The sequence below is a fragment of the Streptomyces canarius genome (assembly GCF_014650735.1).
GTDB lineage: Bacteria > Actinomycetota > Actinomycetes > Streptomycetales > Streptomycetaceae > Streptomyces > Streptomyces olivaceoviridis.
The window spans coordinates 194,432-211,872 of the sequence record NZ_BMVN01000003.1; the positions used below are offsets into that span (position 1 = coordinate 194,432).

Consider the following 17,441-nt stretch of genomic DNA (forward strand, 5'->3'; position numbering starts at 1 on the left):
CCGAGAAGGGTGAGGCCCATGTCAGAGATCACTCAAGAACGCCTCAATGAGGAAGCCGACTACTTCGAGAAGGTCGCCGCGGCGCGCGCCGAGGCCGCAGCGAAGGACGGAGAGCGCGCCGCCGCCCTGACCGGCAGCGACCACACGCGCGCCTGCGCTAGTCGGGCCGCCGCGATCGCCCGAGGCAGGGCGGTGGAGTACCGCGCGATTGCCGAGACTCTCCGCGCGGGCGAGATCCCCGACAGCCTTGGCCCCGACGCCATCGCCGACTGACGGACCGGCACCCAGACCGGCCGGGCCATGCGTCCGTCCCCTTGTTCCGCAGGGCCCGGCCTTCCTGTGACCGTCTCGACCACTCGTGAAGGGCAGAGCCATGACCGAGACGCGCAAGCTCTCCGGAGGGCAGCGCGCCGTTCTGATCGCCGCGACAGTCCCGATGGTCGGCTTCGCCGGGCTCGGCGCCTGGGGCACGTTCACGAATGTCGAGAGCGAGTTCGGGCCGGCCCGCCGTGCGACGGCGCTTGGCGTCGTCGCGGCCGGCGAGGGCGCGACGCTTGTCCTCGCCCTGGTGATGGTGCTGCTCATCATGTTCGGGCAGGCCGCGCCTTGGCCGGTCAGGGCCGGGCTGTGGGCGGTGCCCGCCACCGCTTCGGCCACCGGCGTCATGCTCGCCGACACCACGACCGAGGCGGTCGTGTACGGGATCACGCCCATGGCTATGTGCATCGCGGCCGAAGGCTTCGGTCTGGTCGCGCGGCGGATGGTCGTCTACCGCACGCGTGTCGACGTTGAGGCGCAGCGCCGCAACGCCGCGATCATGCGGCGGATCGCGTACCACCGTGCGCGCGCCGAGCGGCACCCCTGGAAGTGGGTACAGAGCTGGTCCGCGCTAGTTGCCTGGTGGCTCATGCGTCGGGCGGGGGAGGGTGACGCGCAGCTCGGCGTCGAGCTGATCGGGGTGCAGCGGGTCCGGCTCACCGCAGGCGCGGATCTGGCGCTCGGCGACATGCTCGCCGTCGGCCCGCCGGTTCCGGCTCTTCCCACGGTTGAGCCCGCCCAGCGCGTCGAGCGTGAGCCCGCCCGTGAGCCCTCCGCGCCGCCCGCGATCCACTGGTTCACCGACGACGAGCCCGATCCTGAGCCGGGTGAGCCTGAGCCTCACCAGCGTGAGCCTGAGCCGGACCCCGGCGAGCCTGCGCGGCTTGCCTTGTCGCTGACGAAGCCGCCGGCCCTGCGCGCCGGCGAGCAGCAGACCGGTGCGCCCGGCGCGAGCCCGGCTCACAGCGACCGTGAGCCCGTCGGCGACCAGCAGCGAGAGCCCGATGACGAGCGGGAAGCGGACGACGAGCCTGAGTCTGAGCCGAGCGGCGAGCGTGAGCCTGAGCCGCCGCTCGACATCGAGCAGATCCAGATCATCGAGCTTGCGACCCGCATTCGGAACGGGGAGCGGCTCACGAAGACCAACACAGCGCCACTGCTGGGCGTGAGCCCGGCCACGGCTGGCCGTCGACTGGCGCATGCGCGACGTGTCGTAAAGCTCGCCGACTGGCTCAAGGCCGGCGACCGGCTCACCCCGTCGAGCGCGGCCCTGCTGCTCGACGTCGACGAGGTCACCGCGGGCGCGCGGCTGACCGAAGCACACCAGCTGAACGGAGAAGGACAGGGGTCCTACGCATGACCGACCAGACGCAACCCGACCAGAACGAAAGCGCCGTCCGGGCCACGCTGCGCGCGCGCGGCGTCCGCCCCGCCGGCCACGCCGCCGAGGAGGAGCCGCAGCCCGCGCCCGCCGTCGTGATCCCGCCCCGCCCCGACTACGCCCCCGACGTCCCGGCACCCGCCCCGCGCCGGGGGAGTGGCCGCCTGCCCGACTGGTGGGCGAAAGACAAGCCGCAGCTCGGCGACGAGCCCGCCCCACCGGCCCTGGCCGCCGAGGAGCCCGCCACCGACGACCAGCCGGACCAGGAAGAGCCCGCCGAGCAGCCCGCCCCGCCGCCCCGGCCCCGCCCGCGCCCCGTCGAGAAGCAGGCCGCCCCCGACGACGAACCTGGTGAAGAAGACAAAGACGAGCCCAGCGACTACGACGAGCCAGTGGGGGAGAGGCGGCGCGGGAAGTGGATCGCGAGGGTGCGCCGCCCGGACCGCGAGCCCACCCGGCCGCCGTTCGCGACGCCCGTCCCGCTGTACCACCAGAGGGAGAAGAAGTCCCTCGGCGAGCTGGTCCGCGAGATCAAGCCGCACCGCAAGTGGCTGCTGTTCGCCGGCAGTGGCTTCGTGGCCGGCTGGTACTTCGGCATCCCCCAGTTCGTGGAGGCAGCAACGGCCAGCGTTGCGCACCACCCCGGCCGGTTGCAGGACAACCCCGACGTCTACTTCTGGGGCGTCATCGCGATCGTCGCCGTCTCCCTTGACCGCGCGACCCGCCGGTCCTGGTTCCTCATCGCCTGGACCACCCGGGCCCTGACCGTCTGCCTCGTCGTCGGCGCGTTCCTGTACGGCAACCCCATCGAGATCTGACCCCGCCACCCCTCGTACATAAAGGACAGACTGTGAAGACCGTGATCCCTGCGATCGGGATCGTCTCCTTCGCTCTGGTGCTCACCGCCATCCTGATCTTCGGCACCAGGGAGCAGAAGGCCCCGAACGCCAAGGGCAAGCCGCTCAGCTGGTGGTGGACACTCGGCCTCAGCATGCTGGCCGGGGCTAGCTACACGGCCGCCGGCTGGCCGTTCACCGTGGTCCCGCAGCTCGTCATGGGAGACTTCGTCGGCCTGGCCCACGCCATCGTGCCGGGGGTCACGCTGCCGGGCCTCGCCCTGCTGTTCATCGTGTTCCTGATCTGGGTGGGGCTCACCCGCAGGCAGGTCGCCGTGGTCGGCATCATCCTGGTCCACATCATGGCGGGCGCCGGCGGAGGCTTCGGGATCCTCGCCCAGCGGATCCACGCCATCGCGATGCACTTCGCCGGCTCATGACGACCAGGACGCAGGCTCCCGGCCCGGACGGTGAGACGGCTCAGCTCACCGCCGGGCTCACGGCCGACCACGCCCCGGCTCACACCCCCCGTGAGCCTGAGCCCGCCCGCGAGCATGAGCCGCCCGCTGATCCTGAGCCGGTCGACGACTTCGACCCCGACGATGAGCCCGAGCCGGGGGAGAGGCCCGCGCGGCTGCGCGCGCTCGCGATGCCGGACCTGCGCCCGTACGCCGACCCGAAAGCCGTTGCAGGCGTTGCACGGCAGGGCATCGCAGCGAGCCGCAAGCCGGCGGCCAGCGTTGCGCGTCGCACCGCGGCGGGCATCGCGGCCGTCGCGCGGTGGTTCTGGGCCGGGACGCGGACACTCGTCGGCCTGCTCTACGGGTGGCTCAACGGCAGCTACGGCGAGAAGTGGTCGATCCCCGCCCGGCTCGGGGGAGTGGTCCTGGTCCTCCTCGTCGCCGTCCACACCGTCCAGCAGTTCGGCACTCTCGCGCTGACGGGCATGGCCTGGGCGTGGGTCCAGGCGGCGGTCATGACCGGTCGGGGCCTGTTCGACCGGCTCCTGGGCAAGGCCAAGCCCGAGCAGCCGAAGCCCGCAGAGAAGGCCCCGGAGAAGGGCCAGGACACCGCCCCGGTGAGCCGCCGCAAGGGCCTCGTCCGACTGCTGCGCCGCACCCCCAGCAAGGCCCCCGCAGAGGCCCCCGCCGAGACCGCCGACCAGGCCCCCGCTGAGCCCCCGCTGACGGCCCTGATACGGGAGCTGACCGGCGACGATAACGGGGTGCATCTGGCGACCCTCCGACCGGCCATGCGGGAGCGTCTCCCCGGCCTGGCGGAGGCCGACGACAAGCAGCTCCGGAAGGTGCTCATCGACGCCAGCTTCGACCCCTCCCGCACCTTCCGCGCGAGGGGGGTCGCCGGGCGGGCCGGCATCCACCGCGACCAGCTGCCCCCGCCCCCCTCCCCTGGAAGCGGTCAGGAGCACTCTCCGGAGGCGGAGAGCAGGCCGAAGAGTGCCGCTGACCTGTGGAAATCTCCGGAGGCGGAGAGCGCGGAGAGTGGTCGGAGAGGAGTTGAGACGCCCCCGGACGGATGGACGGCCGAAGACGCTGCACGCGGATACCGATTGGTGAACGACGCCTCGCGGGGCCCAACCGCGTGGGTGATGGAGCGCCTCGAAGACGCGGGCTGACCCGCAGACGCAGGGAATCGAACGGACCGTACGAATAGTGAAAGCGAGGCAATCATGAGCCAGCCGGGCGGCACGTCCTCCATCATGAGCGGTGACGACGCGCGAGTGAGGAGGGCGCCCGTGGGCGGGCCGTACGCGTACCGCTGTCCGCTGTGCCGGACGACGTCGTTGCCGGTCGAGACGAAAGCGGCAGCGCAAGCCGAGGGCCACGTCCACCGGCGTAAGTTCCACGGCGGTCACCACCCGGACGGCGAGGAGGTCATCCGGGTGCAGTACACGCCGAAGGGGTGGCGCGATATGGAGACCTGGGAGAAGGTCGCGTCGGTCGGGATCGTCCTGGCGCTGCTGATCGGGCTCTGGGTCAAGGCCGGCTGACTTCCCGCCGCGCAGGGAACGACGAAGGGCCGCACTGGTGCTCCGGTGCGGCCCTTGGTGTTGTCGGGGGCTAGTCGTCCTTGGCTGCCTGCTTGGCCTTGTTCGGCTGCCGGGGCGGCACCTTGTACTCCTGGCCGATGATGCGCAGCGTCGCCTCCGTCCACGGCACGAGCGGGTGCGCGGCCACGGCGGCGTACGGGAGGTCGGTGTCGGCCTTCAGCTCGTCGGCGAGCGCCTTGCGGGCTGCGTGGCGCGTCTCCTCTTCCCGCTTGAGCGCCTCTTCCCATGCCTTGAGGGCGGCACGGACTGTATCGCTGGGCTGGTAGTCGGGCAGCGGCTGCTTGCCGAAGTAGGGCTTGGCCATGGCGTCAGTCTTTCACGAGCTGATTTGGTCAAACCGAGTGAGGGTGACGGCCAGCATCGATTCTTTGCCGTTTCTTTGTCAAATCTCTTAGGGAAAACTGGCTAGGGCAAGCTGATTTGGCAAGAATGAATGTGGCACCACAAACAGCCCCAGACAGGAAGGAATCGCCCGTGAGCAACCACGGCACCCCCCTCGACATCCAGGTCGGCGACCTCGTGGAAGGCGTCGCGTCCGGCAGCACCCACGGGAGCGTCATCCGCGTCCGTGTCGACCGTGAGCCCTGGCCCGGAGGGGTCAGCAGCGACGGCCGCGACCGGACCGTCCTGAGCGACGGGCGTGGCGTCCACATGGTCGACACCGACACGATCCAGATCATCGAGCGCGCCCAGTAGCCACCACCGACGGTGCCGCCCACCACCCGGCGGGCGGCACCCACCCCAGAGAGGAACAGACCGACCATGAGCAGCAGCTACGCCGAGCGCCTCGCCCAGGGCACCCCCCAGGCCGGCGCCGCCCTCCAGCTCCCCCAGATCGTCGACGCCGTCGACACCGCCCGGGAGGTCGACGAGGCGGCCAAGCCGACGGTGTGGCACTTCGCCAGCACCGCCGACGCCCGTGCGGCCATCGAGCAGGACCAGGTCGCCGACGGCGATGTCTTGGTCGTCGCTTCCGAGCGCGCCGTCGCGTTCGTCGTCGGCGTCTGGCCGGTCGCGATCACCCAGGAGCACGGCACCTTCCATGCGTACGCGAAGCTCGGGAGGCCGGCTCGCGAGTACGCCCGGGGCCTCTACATCCCCAGCGTCGAGCGGGCCGAGCAGGCCGCCATCGAGGCGGACTGCACGCTCGCCGACCCGGCCGCCGCCCAGGCCGCCCGGATCGCCGCCGGCGAGCCCGCCCCTATCGAGGTCCCGCGCATGCTCGTCGAGCCCGGCGACGTCCTGCACGCGTTCGGCGCCCGTCTGCGGATCGTCGGCACCGGCACGCGGATCGCGGACGCCGGCCAGGCCGAGTGGTGGGCGCTCGTCCGGGGCGCCACCGAGGAGGACGGCCGGCGCACCTACCGCGGCCAGTGGGCGTTCGCGGTGCCCGTCGAGACTGCCGCGTGGGACGTCGTGACCGTTGAGCGGGTCCTGCCGACCCCGGCCGCCTGACCGAACCCGGAGGACACCCATGAACCGCGAACAGCGCGAAGCGGTCATCGCCCGTGCGAGCTTCCTCGACGACCTGGAGCTGGAGCTGACCGGAGGGTGCGGACTGTGTGGCCTGGAGGCCGACTGGATGTGCGCCGCCTGCGGGCTGTGCAACTGCCACCGGCACGACCGCTGTAAGCGGTCGGCGGGCCAGTAGGCGAGGGAGCCGCAGGGCTGTGACCTGCGGTTTTCTTTGCCCCTTCTTTATTGAATCGACTTGTTAAAACTGGCTAGGGCAAGCTGATTCGGAAAGAATGAAAGTAGTTCAAACCACCACCACACGACAGGAGCGGACATGCGCGGCACCACGGCCACAACCGAGCACGGCAGGTGCCTGAAGTGCCGCCGCCCGCTCCGCAAGCCGTCACCCGACGGCTACGGCCCGAAGTGCCGCCTGAGGGTCCGCCGCAGCGCGCGCACCGACACCACCCACCCGAAGTGGCAGATCACGAAGGCACTCGAACTGCTGGAGCTGGGTGCGGTCGTCCCGCTCCGCCAGAACCGGATCTTCCTCGTCGTCTCCGATGACGGCTCCGAGGTCTACCGGACCGCAGCCACCGGCCAGTGCAACTGCCCGGCCGGTCTGCGCTCCGTCCGCTGCTACCACGCCGTGGCCGCCCGCTATGTCGCCGCGGCCTGATCGCGAAGGAGAACCGACCATGTCCGTCTACCTCGCAAGCGCTCGCCGCCTGATGGCCCTCGCCGCCGTCGTGCGCGGCCGGGCCTACCACCCGCAGCGCTACATGATCGAGACGCTCGCCGGGGCCATCGAGGACGCCGCGATAGCCCTCCAGACGTCCCCCGTGGACGAGCCCGGTCAGATCCCCCAGCCGGCGGCCGACGCCGTGCGGGAGGCCACCGACCTGCTCGCCCAGCACGACTTCATGATCCCGGCCGCGGTCCTCGGCTACGCCACCGCCCCGATCACTGGAGTCCTGCCGACGATGGAGCCGCTGAACGCGGTCAGCGTCCAGCTCGCCCGGCAGGACATCGACCTGCGCGCCCGCCGCCTCGCGATCATCGAGCACGGCCACCTGAACTCCCGCGACGACGAGGTGCTGAACGCGGCCCTGACGGGGCTGATCGCCCTGCACCGCAAGCACGAGCGCCTGGCCGCCGCCGTCACCGTCGACAACGAGCGGCCCTGCAACCGCGGCAAGGCCCCGGCCTACCTCGGCCACTGACCGCCCCGCGTCCGGCCCCGCCCAGGGCCGGACCCCGACCACAGAAAGGAACGGACGTGCCGATCTACTTGCCCGAACCCCAGGCCCCGGCCGGCGGCCCCGACGGGAAGGGGTGGAACCGGCTGAGCCTCAACGCCCACGGAGGCACAGGCGCGCAGTGCGCCCTGCGGCCCCGCAGATGGGCTGCACTGCTGGAGGCGTACGACACCCGCCGCGCCCGCTGGGGCGGCCACGGGTCCTGCATTCGCAACGGCGCGTGCGGGGACTGCCCGGTGCGTGCGGCGCTGCGCAAGCAGCCCACCGTGGTCGAGGTGAACGCCCCCCGGGTGCTGGTCCGCGTCGAGCCGCTCTACTCGGACGGCCCGGGGTTCACCGGCCCGGACGGATGGCGCCTGTGGGTCACGACCGGCCCCGACGAGCGTGACTATCGCAACCGGCGGCCCTGGTCGTGGGACGAGGCCGCGCGCGTGCCCGGCTGGGACCTCGGCCGCTTCTACGTCGACGAGCACGGTGAGGGCTTCTGGCTGGAGCGCACGGCCCGCGTTCCCGCGTGGGGCTGCGACATCACGAGCCGCACGTGGCCGTCGTTCACCCGGCACTCGTTCCGGATGAACGGAACCCGGGTCGCCATCCTGCACCACCACGACGGGTGCGCGCACGGCGAGGAGCTGCTGAACGCGATCTCCCACGCCTGCCCCGGCCCGGAAGGCGCCGACGAGCACCGGGTGTCGGTCCACTGGCGGCAGGCGGCGGAGATGACACCCCCGGCCGCCGGGGACCTCCGCTTCGGCGTCGACGTGCGGACCATGAGCGTGAAGATCGTCGCCGTCGACGGCCCGAGGCACGAGCTGGCCCGGCTGACGCTGACCGGCTCGGGCTGGACCGCCGACCGTGTACGAGCCGCCGGCGAAGCGCTCCGGACGCACCTCACCCGCTGACCGATCCCGACCAGGAAGGAAGACGACATGACCGAGAAGACCTGCCCGATCTGCTCCACCGGCGGTGAGTGCCTCCAGTGCGACGGCTGCGAGGCTCACGAGCACGAGCCGTGCAAGCCGTGGTGCGAGCACTACGAGGACGACCTGTACGAGACCGGCCCGGAAGCGCCGTCCCCGTACGAGGAGCCCGTGGCGCCCGGCTGGTGACAGCGCCACCCCACAGCCCCAAGCCGCCCCGCACCGGGGCGGCGCCTCACGAGAACAGGAAGACGAGCATGAACAAGCAGCAGCACATCGGGACCCCGCAGCGGTTCGGTAGCGAGCCCCTGTACCGCGGCTTCCGGGACGACTGGAGCGAGCAGCCCCGCCCGTTCACCGTGACCATCGCGGGCGTCGAGCGGCACGACGGAGAGAAGCCCACCACGTACGTGGTGAACGGGCACGACACGGAGTCCGCGTGGGCGAAGGCCCTCGCCTGGCACCTGACGGACACCGGGATGCTCGACTGCTACGTGGTGGCCGGCGAGTCGTTCGAGGGCACCCCGGGCGCCGACTGGGGGAAGGAGTGGACCGACCTGCGGACTGCGTGAGTCCTCCAGCGGCAGGCGCTTGACCTGTGGGTTTCTTAGAAGTTCTTTTACCGAATCGACTTGTTAAAACTGGCTAGGGTGAGTCGATTCGGGAAGAATGAAAGTAGTTCAAATCACCCCACCCTGACAGGAAAGGGAGCCCGCCATGGACGCCGCCACGATCACCGCCGTCTTCGCCGCAGCCGCCACCGCCACGTACTGGACGCGCTCGAACCTCGGCCTCACCACCGAGGTCAGCGTCGAGGACGGCTACCGGTACACGGTCCGGCTCCCCAAGGGCAGCGGCAAGGCGTACATCGCGGGCCGCGACGGATACGGCGGCGACGAGTTCTTCGACATCGAGGCCACCTGGGGCGAGACCTTCCCGATCGTCGAGGCCGCCATGGCCGCCACCCGCATCTGAACCCTCTCACCCCGGCCCGGCACCAGAAAGGGTGCCGGGCCGCCTCATGCCTGCACGGAGGCACCTCATGGAACAGCTGGACCTGTTCGCCCACCTTGGCGAGCCCGAAGCACCGAAGCCCGAGAAGACGATCAGCCTGCCCAGGCCGACCGCCGGCCAGTACGCCACCACAGTGGCCATGCCGCCGCAGCCGCAGCAGCCGGCCCTCATCCCGCAGGCCCCGTCCCGCCCCCGGCCGGAGTTCAGCATCCGCCCCGCCGACGGCCCCACATTCGGTGAGGCCGTCTCCACGGCCTGGCATCGGGCTCACGGCGGGAACCGCATGGAGATCCCGCTCGGCATCGTCGCGACCCTCGTCCTGTGGCCGCTGAAGGGACACCCGCGGACCCTGGCCGAGTTCCTGAAGGGGCTGGACGCCCAGCAGCTCCTCGCCTGCGTCCGGGAGGTCGCCGCCTACTGGTGGATGCGGCGACCCGACCTGATCGACACCGCCTCGGTCCTGTTCCGCTGGGCGGAGGAGGACCGGCACACGCCGAACGAGCTGGCAGCGATCCGGGCCACGTTCCGCGCAGCGCTGGACCACAACGCCCTCGACCACACCGGGCACGCGGACCCGGAGGCAAACAGTTGGATCGACCTGATGTCGTGGACGGTCACCAGCCTGCGCCACAACACGGCTCGGCAGGGCCTCGGCGAGTACCACACGCCGCCCGAGGTGTGCGACATGATGGCCGCGCAGGTCATCGGCGACGACCGTGAGGCGATCCGCGAGGGCTACTCGATCCTCGACCCGTGCGCCGGCACAGGCGGCATGGTCCGCTCCGCCGCCCAGCACCTGCGGGGCATGGGCCTGGACCCCGCCCGCTTCACCTGGTTCGCGCAGGAGATCGACCCTCTGGCCGCAGCCGGGTGCGCCGTCAACATGATCGTGTGGGGGATGGGCCCGAATGCCTTGGTGGCCTGCGGTGACACCTTGGCCGAAGGTGACCTCTGGCCCCGCGCCGTCGAGCACCGCCGCATCATGGTCGAACGCAGGGATGACGCCGCCGCTCACATGGCCATCGCCTACGCGGTGGGTCGCGTAGAGCAGCTGGTCAACGGGGACTCCCGGGCCGCCTGAACTGGGACTTTCTTGTCCGATTCTTTGCCGAATCGGCTTGTCAAAACTGGCTAGGGCAAGCCATATCGGAAAGAATGAAAGTAGTTCAAAACACACCAACTAGCACGGAATGGGAGCCAGTCATGACCACCAGCCTCACCCAGGTCTTCGAGTCCATCGCCAGCACGTACCTGAGCCGTGAGGAAGTCGCCCGCACCAAGCTGGCCGACTGCCTGACGGACCTCGGGCAGGCGGTCGACACCAGCCGTGTCCGGTCCGCCATGGAAGCCGCAGCGGAGGCCCTCCCGTTCAGGCAGGTCCTCGCGCACGCCGAGACGGCCGGCCTCCGCGAGGCGCTGGCCGACATGCGCAAGACTCTGACCCGCCAGCTGCTGACCCGCTCGCCCGGCTCCAGCACCTGCCAGATCCGCAACGAGGCCGCCCGCATGGAGATTGACGCCGCCCAGCACTTCCTGGCGACCACCGACGGCCTCCTGGAGCGGTTCGCCGACGCCCCGGCCGAGGCCATCCCGCAGGCCGAGCCCGAGCCGGCTCCCGCGCCCGCCCCGGTCGACGTCCCGAAGGCGACCCAGGCGCAGAAGCGGACCCTGGAGGCCATCCGGGACAACGGCGTCAAGCTCCAGGAGATGAAGGTCGGGCAGGCGATCGTCCAGGTCACCAACGGCACCAAGCCGCGCAAGGACATGGTCGAGTTCGCCATCAGCCAGGGCTGGGCCACGAAGGACACCTCCACCTCCCTGTACGTCGGTCAGAAGGTCCAGCTGACGGCCCTCGGCGAGGCCATCCTGGCCGGCTGACCCGGGCCCGCCGGCCGGGCCTCGCCCGGCCGGCCCCACCCCGCCCGCCCGGCCGCGTCGGGCCTCGCGCGGGACCGCTCTCCACGCAGGCCGAACGCCCCGATCCGGCCGCCTCACAGCCCGTCTCAGCTCAGTTCACGGAACCGACCACCACAACCACCCGGCAGGGCCAAACGCGACCCACCAGAAGGGACACAGCCCCATGACCACCGAACCCACCGACCTCCAGCTGAGGGCCCTCGCCATCATCGCGGCCGGCGACGTCCGCCAGTTCGCGGCCGTACCTCACCCGGTTTTCATCGACAGCCCCGGCGGCATGATCTCCCCGCCGACCGTCAACGAGCTGGTCCAGGCAGGCTGGGTCCGCGTCGACTCCACGCGCAGCCTCCACGACGGCCAGGCCGTCGAGATCACCCAGTCCGGCCTGGCCCACCTGTCGGGCAACACCGCCCTGGACATCCCGCTGGCCGGGGACGGTCCCACCGGCGACCAGGCTCTCGCCACCCTCATGCGGGCCGTCATCCGCCACGGCCAGGTCGACGTCGAGTTCCACGACGACCTGGTGGAGGTCACCGGCACCAACGACACGGTCCTGGCCACCCTCAAGGGCCGCTTCGACAGCCCCGCCCAGCTCGCCCGGTTCCTCGACATCGACGAGGACCACATCACCGACGCCCGCGAGGGGGAGTAGAGGCCGCAAACCGCCTCTGACCTGCGGGCTTCTTAGACGTCTCTTTACCGAATCAGCTTGTTAAAACTGGATAGGGCAAGCCAATTCGGAAAGAATGAAAGTAGATCAAACCACCCCACCACCTAGCGATTGGACGCGCTATGACCACCGCCACCACCCCCGAGGCCACCACCACGGCCACCGCCCCCGAGGCCCCCGCGAAGAGGGCCCCGGCTGCCAAGAAGCCGGCCAAAAGGGCCCCCGTGAAGGCGACGCCCGCGAAGAAGCCGGCCCCCGCGAAGAAGGCGATCCCCGCCCAGGCCGGCGACGAGAACGAGAAGCGGACCCAGTTCCGCACCCTCCCCACCAGCAAGATCGACCGCGACCCGGGCCAGCCCCGCGAGCACTTCGACGAGGCCGACCTCGCCGACCTCGCCCGGTCCATGAAGAAGCTCGGCCAGCTCCAGCCGATCAACGTCCGCTACAACGAGGACGCCAAGCGGTACACGATCATCATGGGCGAGCGCCGCTGGCGGGCCGCCCAGATGGCCGGCCTCACCACGATGAAGGCCGTCGTCATGCACGGCGTCGGCGACGGCCGCGAGACCTTCGCCATGGCCGTCGCCGAGAACGTCGGCCGCGCGGACATGACCCCCGTCGAGGAAGCGAAGGCCTTCCACAAGCTGGCCGAGGCCGGCTACACCGTCGACGAGATCGCCGAGCTGGTCGGCAAGTCCGCCGCCTACGTCCAGTGGCGGATCGACCTGCTGAACCTGTGCCCCGAGGCCCGCGAAGCCCTGGTGAAGGGCCAGCTCCCCGTCGGCCTCGCCTGGTACGTCGGGAAGCTAGCCACCGCCAACCAGGTCCGGTTCCTGTCGAAGTGGGTCCGAGGCGACTTCAAGTCGGCCCGGGACGCCGAGAGCTTCGCGCAGGCCCTGCACACCGAGGAGAAGCGGCAGCAGGAACAGGGCAGCTTCTTCGTCCTGTCCGACGAGGCCGCCGCCTCCCGCAAGGACAAGGGGCAGGACTCGCTGCCCGGTTCCCTCGACCTGCCCGACGAGGAGCGCGACCGCATCCTGGCCGACCGCTCGAAGCTGGTCGGGAAGATCGAGAAGCTCGGCCAGGCCGGCGAGATCCTCTCGCTGCTCGCCGCATCGGACCCGGAGGAACTCGCCCTGCTGCTCGTCGGCACGCCCGGTGGCATCGGCGGCCACCGCCTGCGGATCAAGCACCTCCAGGACATCGCGACCAAGGCCATGGCCAACCTGCGGAAGGCCGAGATGGTCGCCGAGGTCCGCGCGAGCGGCCTGACCGTCAACCCCGACGCCGAGGCCGCCGCCACGGTCGCCGAGGACGACGACGCTGAGGCCGCCACCCCGGTCGCCGCCGGCGACGCCGAAGCCGACGCCTGACACCCACCCCAGCGGCCCCGCCCCGAGGGCGGGACCCACCCCCAGGAGCAGCAAGTGATCGACATCGAAGCCAGTCCCCAGCTCACCTCGGAAGAGACCGAGGCAGCCGCCCGCCTGATCGCCCTCGCCGAGGCCCTCGGCCTCGAACCGCTTGACCTCGACGAAGCGGTACACGACGCCGCCGCCCGCTACGCCAGCGACGAGAGCAACACCGGCTCGTGGGACGACGTCGACTCCGACGCCGCCTACGACGAAGCAGGCAGGCAGGCCGCCGACCTCAACAACAGCGGCATGGACAACCAGATCCGCTACCTGGTGGCCCAGTGCGGCGCCGACCGCACCGAAGTCCACATCCGGGCCGCCGCCGGCCAGCCCCACGCCTGACACCCGCCCACAGCGCGGCGCACCGCACCCCTGCGGTGCGCCCCCTTCCACCCCTCCAAGGAGACAGAAGCCATGAAGGACCCCGTCAGCTTCCACAACCTGGACGTGCCCCCCTTCACTCCGTACGACATCGCGAAGGCCGCCCTGACGTACCTCGGCGACCAGTGGGGGGCAGAACCCGGCCCCTGGGCCACCACCGGCCACCTCCGGGCCTGGGATGGCACCCCGTTCACCATCGGCGCCCAGCCGACCGGCGAGCTGTTCCTGCGCAACGACCAGCTCGGCGACACCCTCGCGCTGCCGGTCAAGCCGACCGACGACCTCGACACCATCGCCCGCGCGGTCGACGAGACCGTAGGCCACCTCTACTGATCTAAGCCCCGTTCAGGGGGCCAGACCCCTATCCATCCAGGAGGAGTCCGATGGAGATCCCAAGCGGCGTCTACGACGTCCTCACCGACGAGCGCACGGTCATCGCCGGCGACCGGGTGCAGATCCCGTTCGAGCTGGACCACGCCGTCTACGAGCAGGTGAACAAGGTCCTGAAGGAGATCGGCGGCCGGTGGGACGGCCGAACTGCGGTCCGCGCCCACGTCTTCCCGTTCCACGTGGAGGCGTTCATGCGGGCCTGCCTCGCCAGCCGAGAGTTCCCCACCCGGTACGAGCAGGGCTGGTACCCAACCCCGCCGCGGGTGGTGGACGAGATGCTCGCTCAGGCGGGCATCCGCGAGGTGATGAGTGTCCTGGAGCCCTCGGCGGGCACCGGATCGATCGTGGGCCCGGCGGCCGAGTGCGGCGCGATCATCGACTGCGTCGAGATCGACGAGCGGCGCGTCGCAGCCCTCCGCGAGCAGGACGCCGCGCGCCGCATCGTCCACGCGGACTTCCTCGACCTGGACCCGCTCGACTGCCCCCACGGCTACAGCAGAGTGCTGATGAACCCGCCGTTCTCGGCGGCCGTTCAGCACGTGAAGCACGCGCTGGGCTTCCTCGACGACGACGGCACGCTCGTCGCGGTCATGCCCGAGTCGGTCCTGTGGCACAGCGACCGGGCCACCGTCGAGTTCCGTGAGCTGATCGCCCTCGCCGAGGGCACCTTCGCCCCGCTGCCCGACGACTCGTTCGCGCCGTCCGGGGCGAACGTGCGCACCGTCCTCCTGGTGGTCGACGCCCAGGCCGGCGGCCCACTGCCCACTCACGGCTGGCACCACAGCCAGCCCCGCCAGCTCGACCTGTTCACCACCACCTGACCAGCGTCTCTTTTGGACTTCTTTACCGAATCGACTTGTGAAATCTGGCTAGCACAAGCTGATTCGGGAAGAATGTAAGTAGCACTACCCGCAGACCGGAAAGGACGAGGATGGACCTCGCCACCTGCACCTACCAGGAGTTCACGCCCGAGATGGGCGCTCCGATCCGCACCACCGCAGGCCACCCCAGATTCACGCTCGGCTACGAACTGCGCGGCCACGCCCGGCTCATCACACCGACTCGGGAACTGCTCGCCCAGAACCTCCCCCAGGACGCCTACGAGTTCAGCTACCGACGCATCCTGAACGGCCACGGCATCGACCGCATCTACGCCGAACTGGCCGGCCTCGCCGGCCGCAACGGCGGTGCCCGCCTGGTCCTGCTCTGCTTCGACCGCCTCGACAAGCTGCCCCCGGCGGACGCCTGGTGCCACCGGCTGCACTTCGCGAAGTGGTGGCTTGAGCAGACCGGCGAAACGATCCCCGAACTCGGCGCACAGCGGCCGACTCCGCCGCCCTCCCTCTTCTGACCACCCCACAAGGAGGACGCCGTGCCCGGCGCCTACTGCACGTTCTGCCGCCACCGCTGCTTCGTCTACCGGATCATCCCCGACGGCCCCCAGAAGGGATGGGCCGGGCACCTCGCCACCTGCGCCCGCGGCATGGCGCACGACCGCGAGCAGACCGGCCACGATCACACGACGGCCATCAACCCGGCCCAGAGCCACTGACACAGCCCAGCACGACCAGCCGGCCGGGACCCCATGGGGTCCCGGCCGGACCCACACCCGGAAGGCACGCCATGCGACACCGCGAGGGCTGCAAGGGCCCGCATCTCAACCCAGGAGAGACCGCCATCCCGGCCGGCGAAGTCCGCAAGGGCGACATCGTGCTCGCCGCCACGATCGAGCTGAACGGGCACACCGACCGGCTCGACCACGCCACCCCGTACACCGCCGACCCCCGGCCCGACAAGACCGGCTGCGGCTGCGCCGGACACCGCAGCCTCACCGCCGAGGACCGCGCGACGCCGCTCGTCGTCCTGTATGACGGCCCGATCTGGGACGGAGCCTGCGACGCCGTCCCCGCCGACACGCTCGTGATCATCCGCGAGCGCGCCGAGGAACGCCCCACCCTGCCGCGCGAGCAGAGCGGCATGGACGTGCTCCGCGGCCTGCTCCGCCTCTGACCAGCCCACCACGACCGGCGGGACGCCTTGGCGTCCCGCCCGTCGCCCATGCCCGGAAGGAACGAACCATGAGCGAGATCGAGACCAGAGTCTGCATCGACGACACGCTCGGCCCGTACGACGCGCGGCTGGACCCTGGCTGCCGCTGGAACGGCTTTCTGATGCCCCGCTTCACCCTCGACACCGTCCGCCGACTCTCCGCCCGGACGCTGGAGCTGGCCGACGAGTACGGCTACGACTCCGTGGAAACGGTGCACGTCATCGACGGCTACTCCGACAGCCCGAGCAGCGTCCACTTCATCGAGGGCGGCACCGACCGCCAGGGCAACCCAAGGCGGGCCGTCGCGCACATTCGCTGGCCGCTCCTCGACGAGGACCCCGACAGGGCGGTGTCGTTCTTCACCGGCCGCCCCGGCGCCCAGGTGAAGCCCGTGGACCCCGCCGCAGTGGGCGTGCGCCGCACGGTCGTGTTCACCACGAGCTGGCAGTGGTGGGACGAAGGCCGGGGCGCCGAAGGGGTCGCCGACGTCTACCAGCCCGACGGTGAATGCCGCTACGGCATCGGCGGCGGCTCGTGGTGCTGGCACTTCGCCGGCTGGTGGTGCTCCTGCGGCAGGGACAACGACTGGCACGTCTTGAAGTGCCCGAGCTGTGACCTGCCCCGCGACGCCCAGCCCGTCAAGACCGCCTGACCTGCGGTTTTTTAGAAGTCTCTTTATTGAATTGGCTTGTCCAAACTGGCTAAGGCAAGCCGATTTGGAAAGAATGATCTTGAGTCAACCACCACACCCACCAGCGACCGGGAGACCGCATGCGCGCCAACATCCGCCGCACCACCCTCGACGCCCTCCACGCCGACGCGGACGCCGCTCTCGCCCAGCTCCAGATCGACGAGAACGCCACCTACACCTCGACCCTCACCATCTGGCAGCCCGGCCAGCCCACCACCGAGCGCACCGAACTGGTCCCCGGCCGTGAACTCGCCAAGCTGGTCCGCGCCCAGCTCCTCACCTCCATGCACGAGATCGAGCAGGACGGCACCACCGGCACGATCACCACCCGCTGGACCCGGCAGAGCAAGCGGAACAACTACCGCACCCAGCAGGCAGTGTTCGCGAAGCTCAGCGACGGCCAGGCCGCCACCCTGACCGCCCGCGCCGCCTCCACCCCCCACATCCCCGCCCACGCGCTCGACGACCCCGCCCGGTTCGTCAGCCGCCGCGTTATGGCCCCCGCCCCGGCCGCCCGGCCCCGGGTCACCGTCCCCGCCCGCCCGAAGGCCTGCGACCGCTGCTTCCAGGTGCCCGCCGCCAACGGCACCTGCGGCTGCTGACCTCCCACCCCACCCAGCCGGCGCCGCCCCGACCAGGGCGGCGCCCACTCATGCCAGCAAGGAGAGACGAC

28 protein-coding genes are annotated in these 17,441 nt (G+C 70.7%); 27 read left to right on the forward strand and 1 reads right to left on the reverse strand.

Going from position 1 to position 17,441, the window contains the following annotated elements:
• Window positions 1-18: 18 nt before the first annotated feature.
• The 6 genes from IE294_RS05605 (at window position 19) to IE294_RS05630 (ending at window position 4,546) form a co-directional block, all read left to right on the forward strand.
• Window positions 19-273 carry a hypothetical protein gene (locus tag IE294_RS05605; protein WP_189882847.1) on the forward strand — a complete coding sequence of 85 codons (255 nt, stop codon included), beginning with the start codon at window positions 19-21 and terminating at the stop codon, window positions 271-273.
• A 100-nt stretch (window positions 274-373) separates the two neighbouring features.
• Window positions 374-1,678, forward strand: a complete 1,305-nt coding sequence (locus IE294_RS05610; RefSeq protein ID WP_189882849.1) for a conjugal transfer protein — start codon at window positions 374-376, stop codon at window positions 1,676-1,678.
• Window positions 1,675-2,517, forward strand: coding sequence for a hypothetical protein (locus IE294_RS05615; protein ID WP_189882851.1), 843 nt, complete (start codon window positions 1,675-1,677; stop codon window positions 2,515-2,517). The genes IE294_RS05610 and IE294_RS05615 overlap by 4 nt, the downstream gene beginning before the upstream one ends.
• A gap of 32 nt (window positions 2,518-2,549) precedes the next feature.
• Window positions 2,550-2,975 (forward strand): hypothetical protein, encoded by a 426-nt coding sequence (locus tag IE294_RS05620; RefSeq protein WP_189882853.1) that lies wholly within the window; start codon window positions 2,550-2,552, stop codon window positions 2,973-2,975.
• Window positions 2,972-4,171, forward strand: a complete 1,200-nt coding sequence (locus IE294_RS05625) for a hypothetical protein (protein WP_189882855.1) — start codon at window positions 2,972-2,974, stop codon at window positions 4,169-4,171. The genes IE294_RS05620 and IE294_RS05625 overlap by 4 nt, the downstream gene beginning before the upstream one ends.
• Before the next feature lie 120 nt (window positions 4,172-4,291).
• Complete coding sequence (locus IE294_RS05630) at window positions 4,292-4,546, forward strand: hypothetical protein (protein WP_189882856.1); 255 nt, start codon at window positions 4,292-4,294, stop codon at window positions 4,544-4,546.
• A gap of 70 nt (window positions 4,547-4,616) precedes the next feature.
• Here IE294_RS05630 and IE294_RS05635 read toward each other — a convergent pair whose 3' ends face one another.
• Complete coding sequence (locus IE294_RS05635) at window positions 4,617-4,910, reverse strand: hypothetical protein (protein WP_189882857.1); 294 nt, start codon at window positions 4,908-4,910, stop codon at window positions 4,617-4,619.
• Between the two features lie 170 nt (window positions 4,911-5,080).
• On the opposite strand from IE294_RS05635, the gene IE294_RS05640 reads away from it, so the two are divergent.
• The 21 genes from IE294_RS05640 to IE294_RS05740 all read left to right on the forward strand — a co-directional run bounded on the left by IE294_RS05640 (window position 5,081) and on the right by IE294_RS05740 (window position 17,370).
• On the forward strand, window positions 5,081-5,302 hold the full coding sequence (locus tag IE294_RS05640) for a hypothetical protein (RefSeq protein WP_189882859.1): 222 nt from the start codon (window positions 5,081-5,083) through the stop codon (window positions 5,300-5,302).
• Window positions 5,303-5,368: 66 nt separating this feature from the next.
• Window positions 5,369-6,061, forward strand: a complete 693-nt coding sequence (locus IE294_RS05645) for a hypothetical protein (protein WP_189882861.1) — start codon at window positions 5,369-5,371, stop codon at window positions 6,059-6,061.
• Between the two features lie 19 nt (window positions 6,062-6,080).
• On the forward strand, window positions 6,081-6,257 hold the full coding sequence (locus IE294_RS05650; protein WP_189882863.1) for a hypothetical protein: 177 nt from the start codon (window positions 6,081-6,083) through the stop codon (window positions 6,255-6,257).
• Window positions 6,258-6,395: 138 nt separating this feature from the next.
• Window positions 6,396-6,740, forward strand: a complete 345-nt coding sequence (locus IE294_RS05655; protein WP_189882865.1) for a hypothetical protein — start codon at window positions 6,396-6,398, stop codon at window positions 6,738-6,740.
• A 19-nt stretch (window positions 6,741-6,759) separates the two neighbouring features.
• A complete protein-coding gene (locus IE294_RS05660) occupies window positions 6,760-7,284 on the forward strand; it encodes a hypothetical protein (RefSeq protein ID WP_189882867.1) in 525 nt (174 codons plus the stop codon).
• A gap of 56 nt (window positions 7,285-7,340) precedes the next feature.
• On the forward strand, window positions 7,341-8,222 hold the full coding sequence (locus tag IE294_RS05665) for a hypothetical protein (protein ID WP_189882869.1): 882 nt from the start codon (window positions 7,341-7,343) through the stop codon (window positions 8,220-8,222).
• Between the two features lie 27 nt (window positions 8,223-8,249).
• Complete coding sequence (locus tag IE294_RS05670) at window positions 8,250-8,429, forward strand: hypothetical protein (protein WP_189882871.1); 180 nt, start codon at window positions 8,250-8,252, stop codon at window positions 8,427-8,429.
• Between the two features lie 68 nt (window positions 8,430-8,497).
• Window positions 8,498-8,812, forward strand: coding sequence for a hypothetical protein (locus IE294_RS05675; RefSeq protein WP_189882872.1), 315 nt, complete (start codon window positions 8,498-8,500; stop codon window positions 8,810-8,812).
• A gap of 145 nt (window positions 8,813-8,957) precedes the next feature.
• Complete coding sequence (locus IE294_RS05680) at window positions 8,958-9,215, forward strand: hypothetical protein (protein WP_189882875.1); 258 nt, start codon at window positions 8,958-8,960, stop codon at window positions 9,213-9,215.
• A gap of 67 nt (window positions 9,216-9,282) precedes the next feature.
• The gene (locus IE294_RS05685; protein WP_189882877.1) at window positions 9,283-10,335 is read left to right on the forward strand and encodes an N-6 DNA methylase; all 1,053 of its coding nucleotides are present in this window, start codon (window positions 9,283-9,285) and stop codon (window positions 10,333-10,335) included.
• 122 nt (window positions 10,336-10,457) lie between these two features.
• The gene (locus IE294_RS05690; protein ID WP_189882879.1) at window positions 10,458-11,132 is read left to right on the forward strand and encodes a hypothetical protein; all 675 of its coding nucleotides are present in this window, start codon (window positions 10,458-10,460) and stop codon (window positions 11,130-11,132) included.
• A 202-nt stretch (window positions 11,133-11,334) separates the two neighbouring features.
• On the forward strand, window positions 11,335-11,823 hold the full coding sequence (locus IE294_RS05695; RefSeq protein ID WP_189882881.1) for a hypothetical protein: 489 nt from the start codon (window positions 11,335-11,337) through the stop codon (window positions 11,821-11,823).
• A 140-nt stretch (window positions 11,824-11,963) separates the two neighbouring features.
• Window positions 11,964-13,214: a ParB/RepB/Spo0J family partition protein gene (locus IE294_RS05700; protein ID WP_189882883.1), complete on the forward strand. Its 1,251-nt coding sequence runs from the start codon at window positions 11,964-11,966 to the stop codon at window positions 13,212-13,214.
• Between the two features lie 54 nt (window positions 13,215-13,268).
• Window positions 13,269-13,598, forward strand: a complete 330-nt coding sequence (locus IE294_RS05705; protein ID WP_189882885.1) for a hypothetical protein — start codon at window positions 13,269-13,271, stop codon at window positions 13,596-13,598.
• A gap of 72 nt (window positions 13,599-13,670) precedes the next feature.
• Window positions 13,671-13,970, forward strand: coding sequence for a hypothetical protein (locus tag IE294_RS05710; protein WP_189882887.1), 300 nt, complete (start codon window positions 13,671-13,673; stop codon window positions 13,968-13,970).
• A 50-nt stretch (window positions 13,971-14,020) separates the two neighbouring features.
• A complete protein-coding gene (locus IE294_RS05715) occupies window positions 14,021-14,848 on the forward strand; it encodes a class I SAM-dependent methyltransferase (protein WP_189882889.1) in 828 nt (275 codons plus the stop codon).
• Between the two features lie 110 nt (window positions 14,849-14,958).
• Window positions 14,959-15,378 (forward strand): hypothetical protein, encoded by a 420-nt coding sequence (locus IE294_RS05720; protein ID WP_189882891.1) that lies wholly within the window; start codon window positions 14,959-14,961, stop codon window positions 15,376-15,378.
• A 21-nt stretch (window positions 15,379-15,399) separates the two neighbouring features.
• Window positions 15,400-15,579, forward strand: a complete 180-nt coding sequence (locus IE294_RS05725) for a hypothetical protein (protein WP_189882893.1) — start codon at window positions 15,400-15,402, stop codon at window positions 15,577-15,579.
• A 71-nt stretch (window positions 15,580-15,650) separates the two neighbouring features.
• Window positions 15,651-16,037 (forward strand): hypothetical protein, encoded by a 387-nt coding sequence (locus IE294_RS05730; RefSeq protein WP_189882895.1) that lies wholly within the window; start codon window positions 15,651-15,653, stop codon window positions 16,035-16,037.
• Between the two features lie 68 nt (window positions 16,038-16,105).
• Window positions 16,106-16,729 carry a hypothetical protein gene (locus IE294_RS05735; protein ID WP_189882897.1) on the forward strand — a complete coding sequence of 208 codons (624 nt, stop codon included), beginning with the start codon at window positions 16,106-16,108 and terminating at the stop codon, window positions 16,727-16,729.
• Window positions 16,730-16,848: 119 nt separating this feature from the next.
• The gene (locus tag IE294_RS05740) at window positions 16,849-17,370 is read left to right on the forward strand and encodes a hypothetical protein (RefSeq protein ID WP_189882900.1); all 522 of its coding nucleotides are present in this window, start codon (window positions 16,849-16,851) and stop codon (window positions 17,368-17,370) included.
• Window positions 17,371-17,441 lie beyond the last annotated feature (71 nt).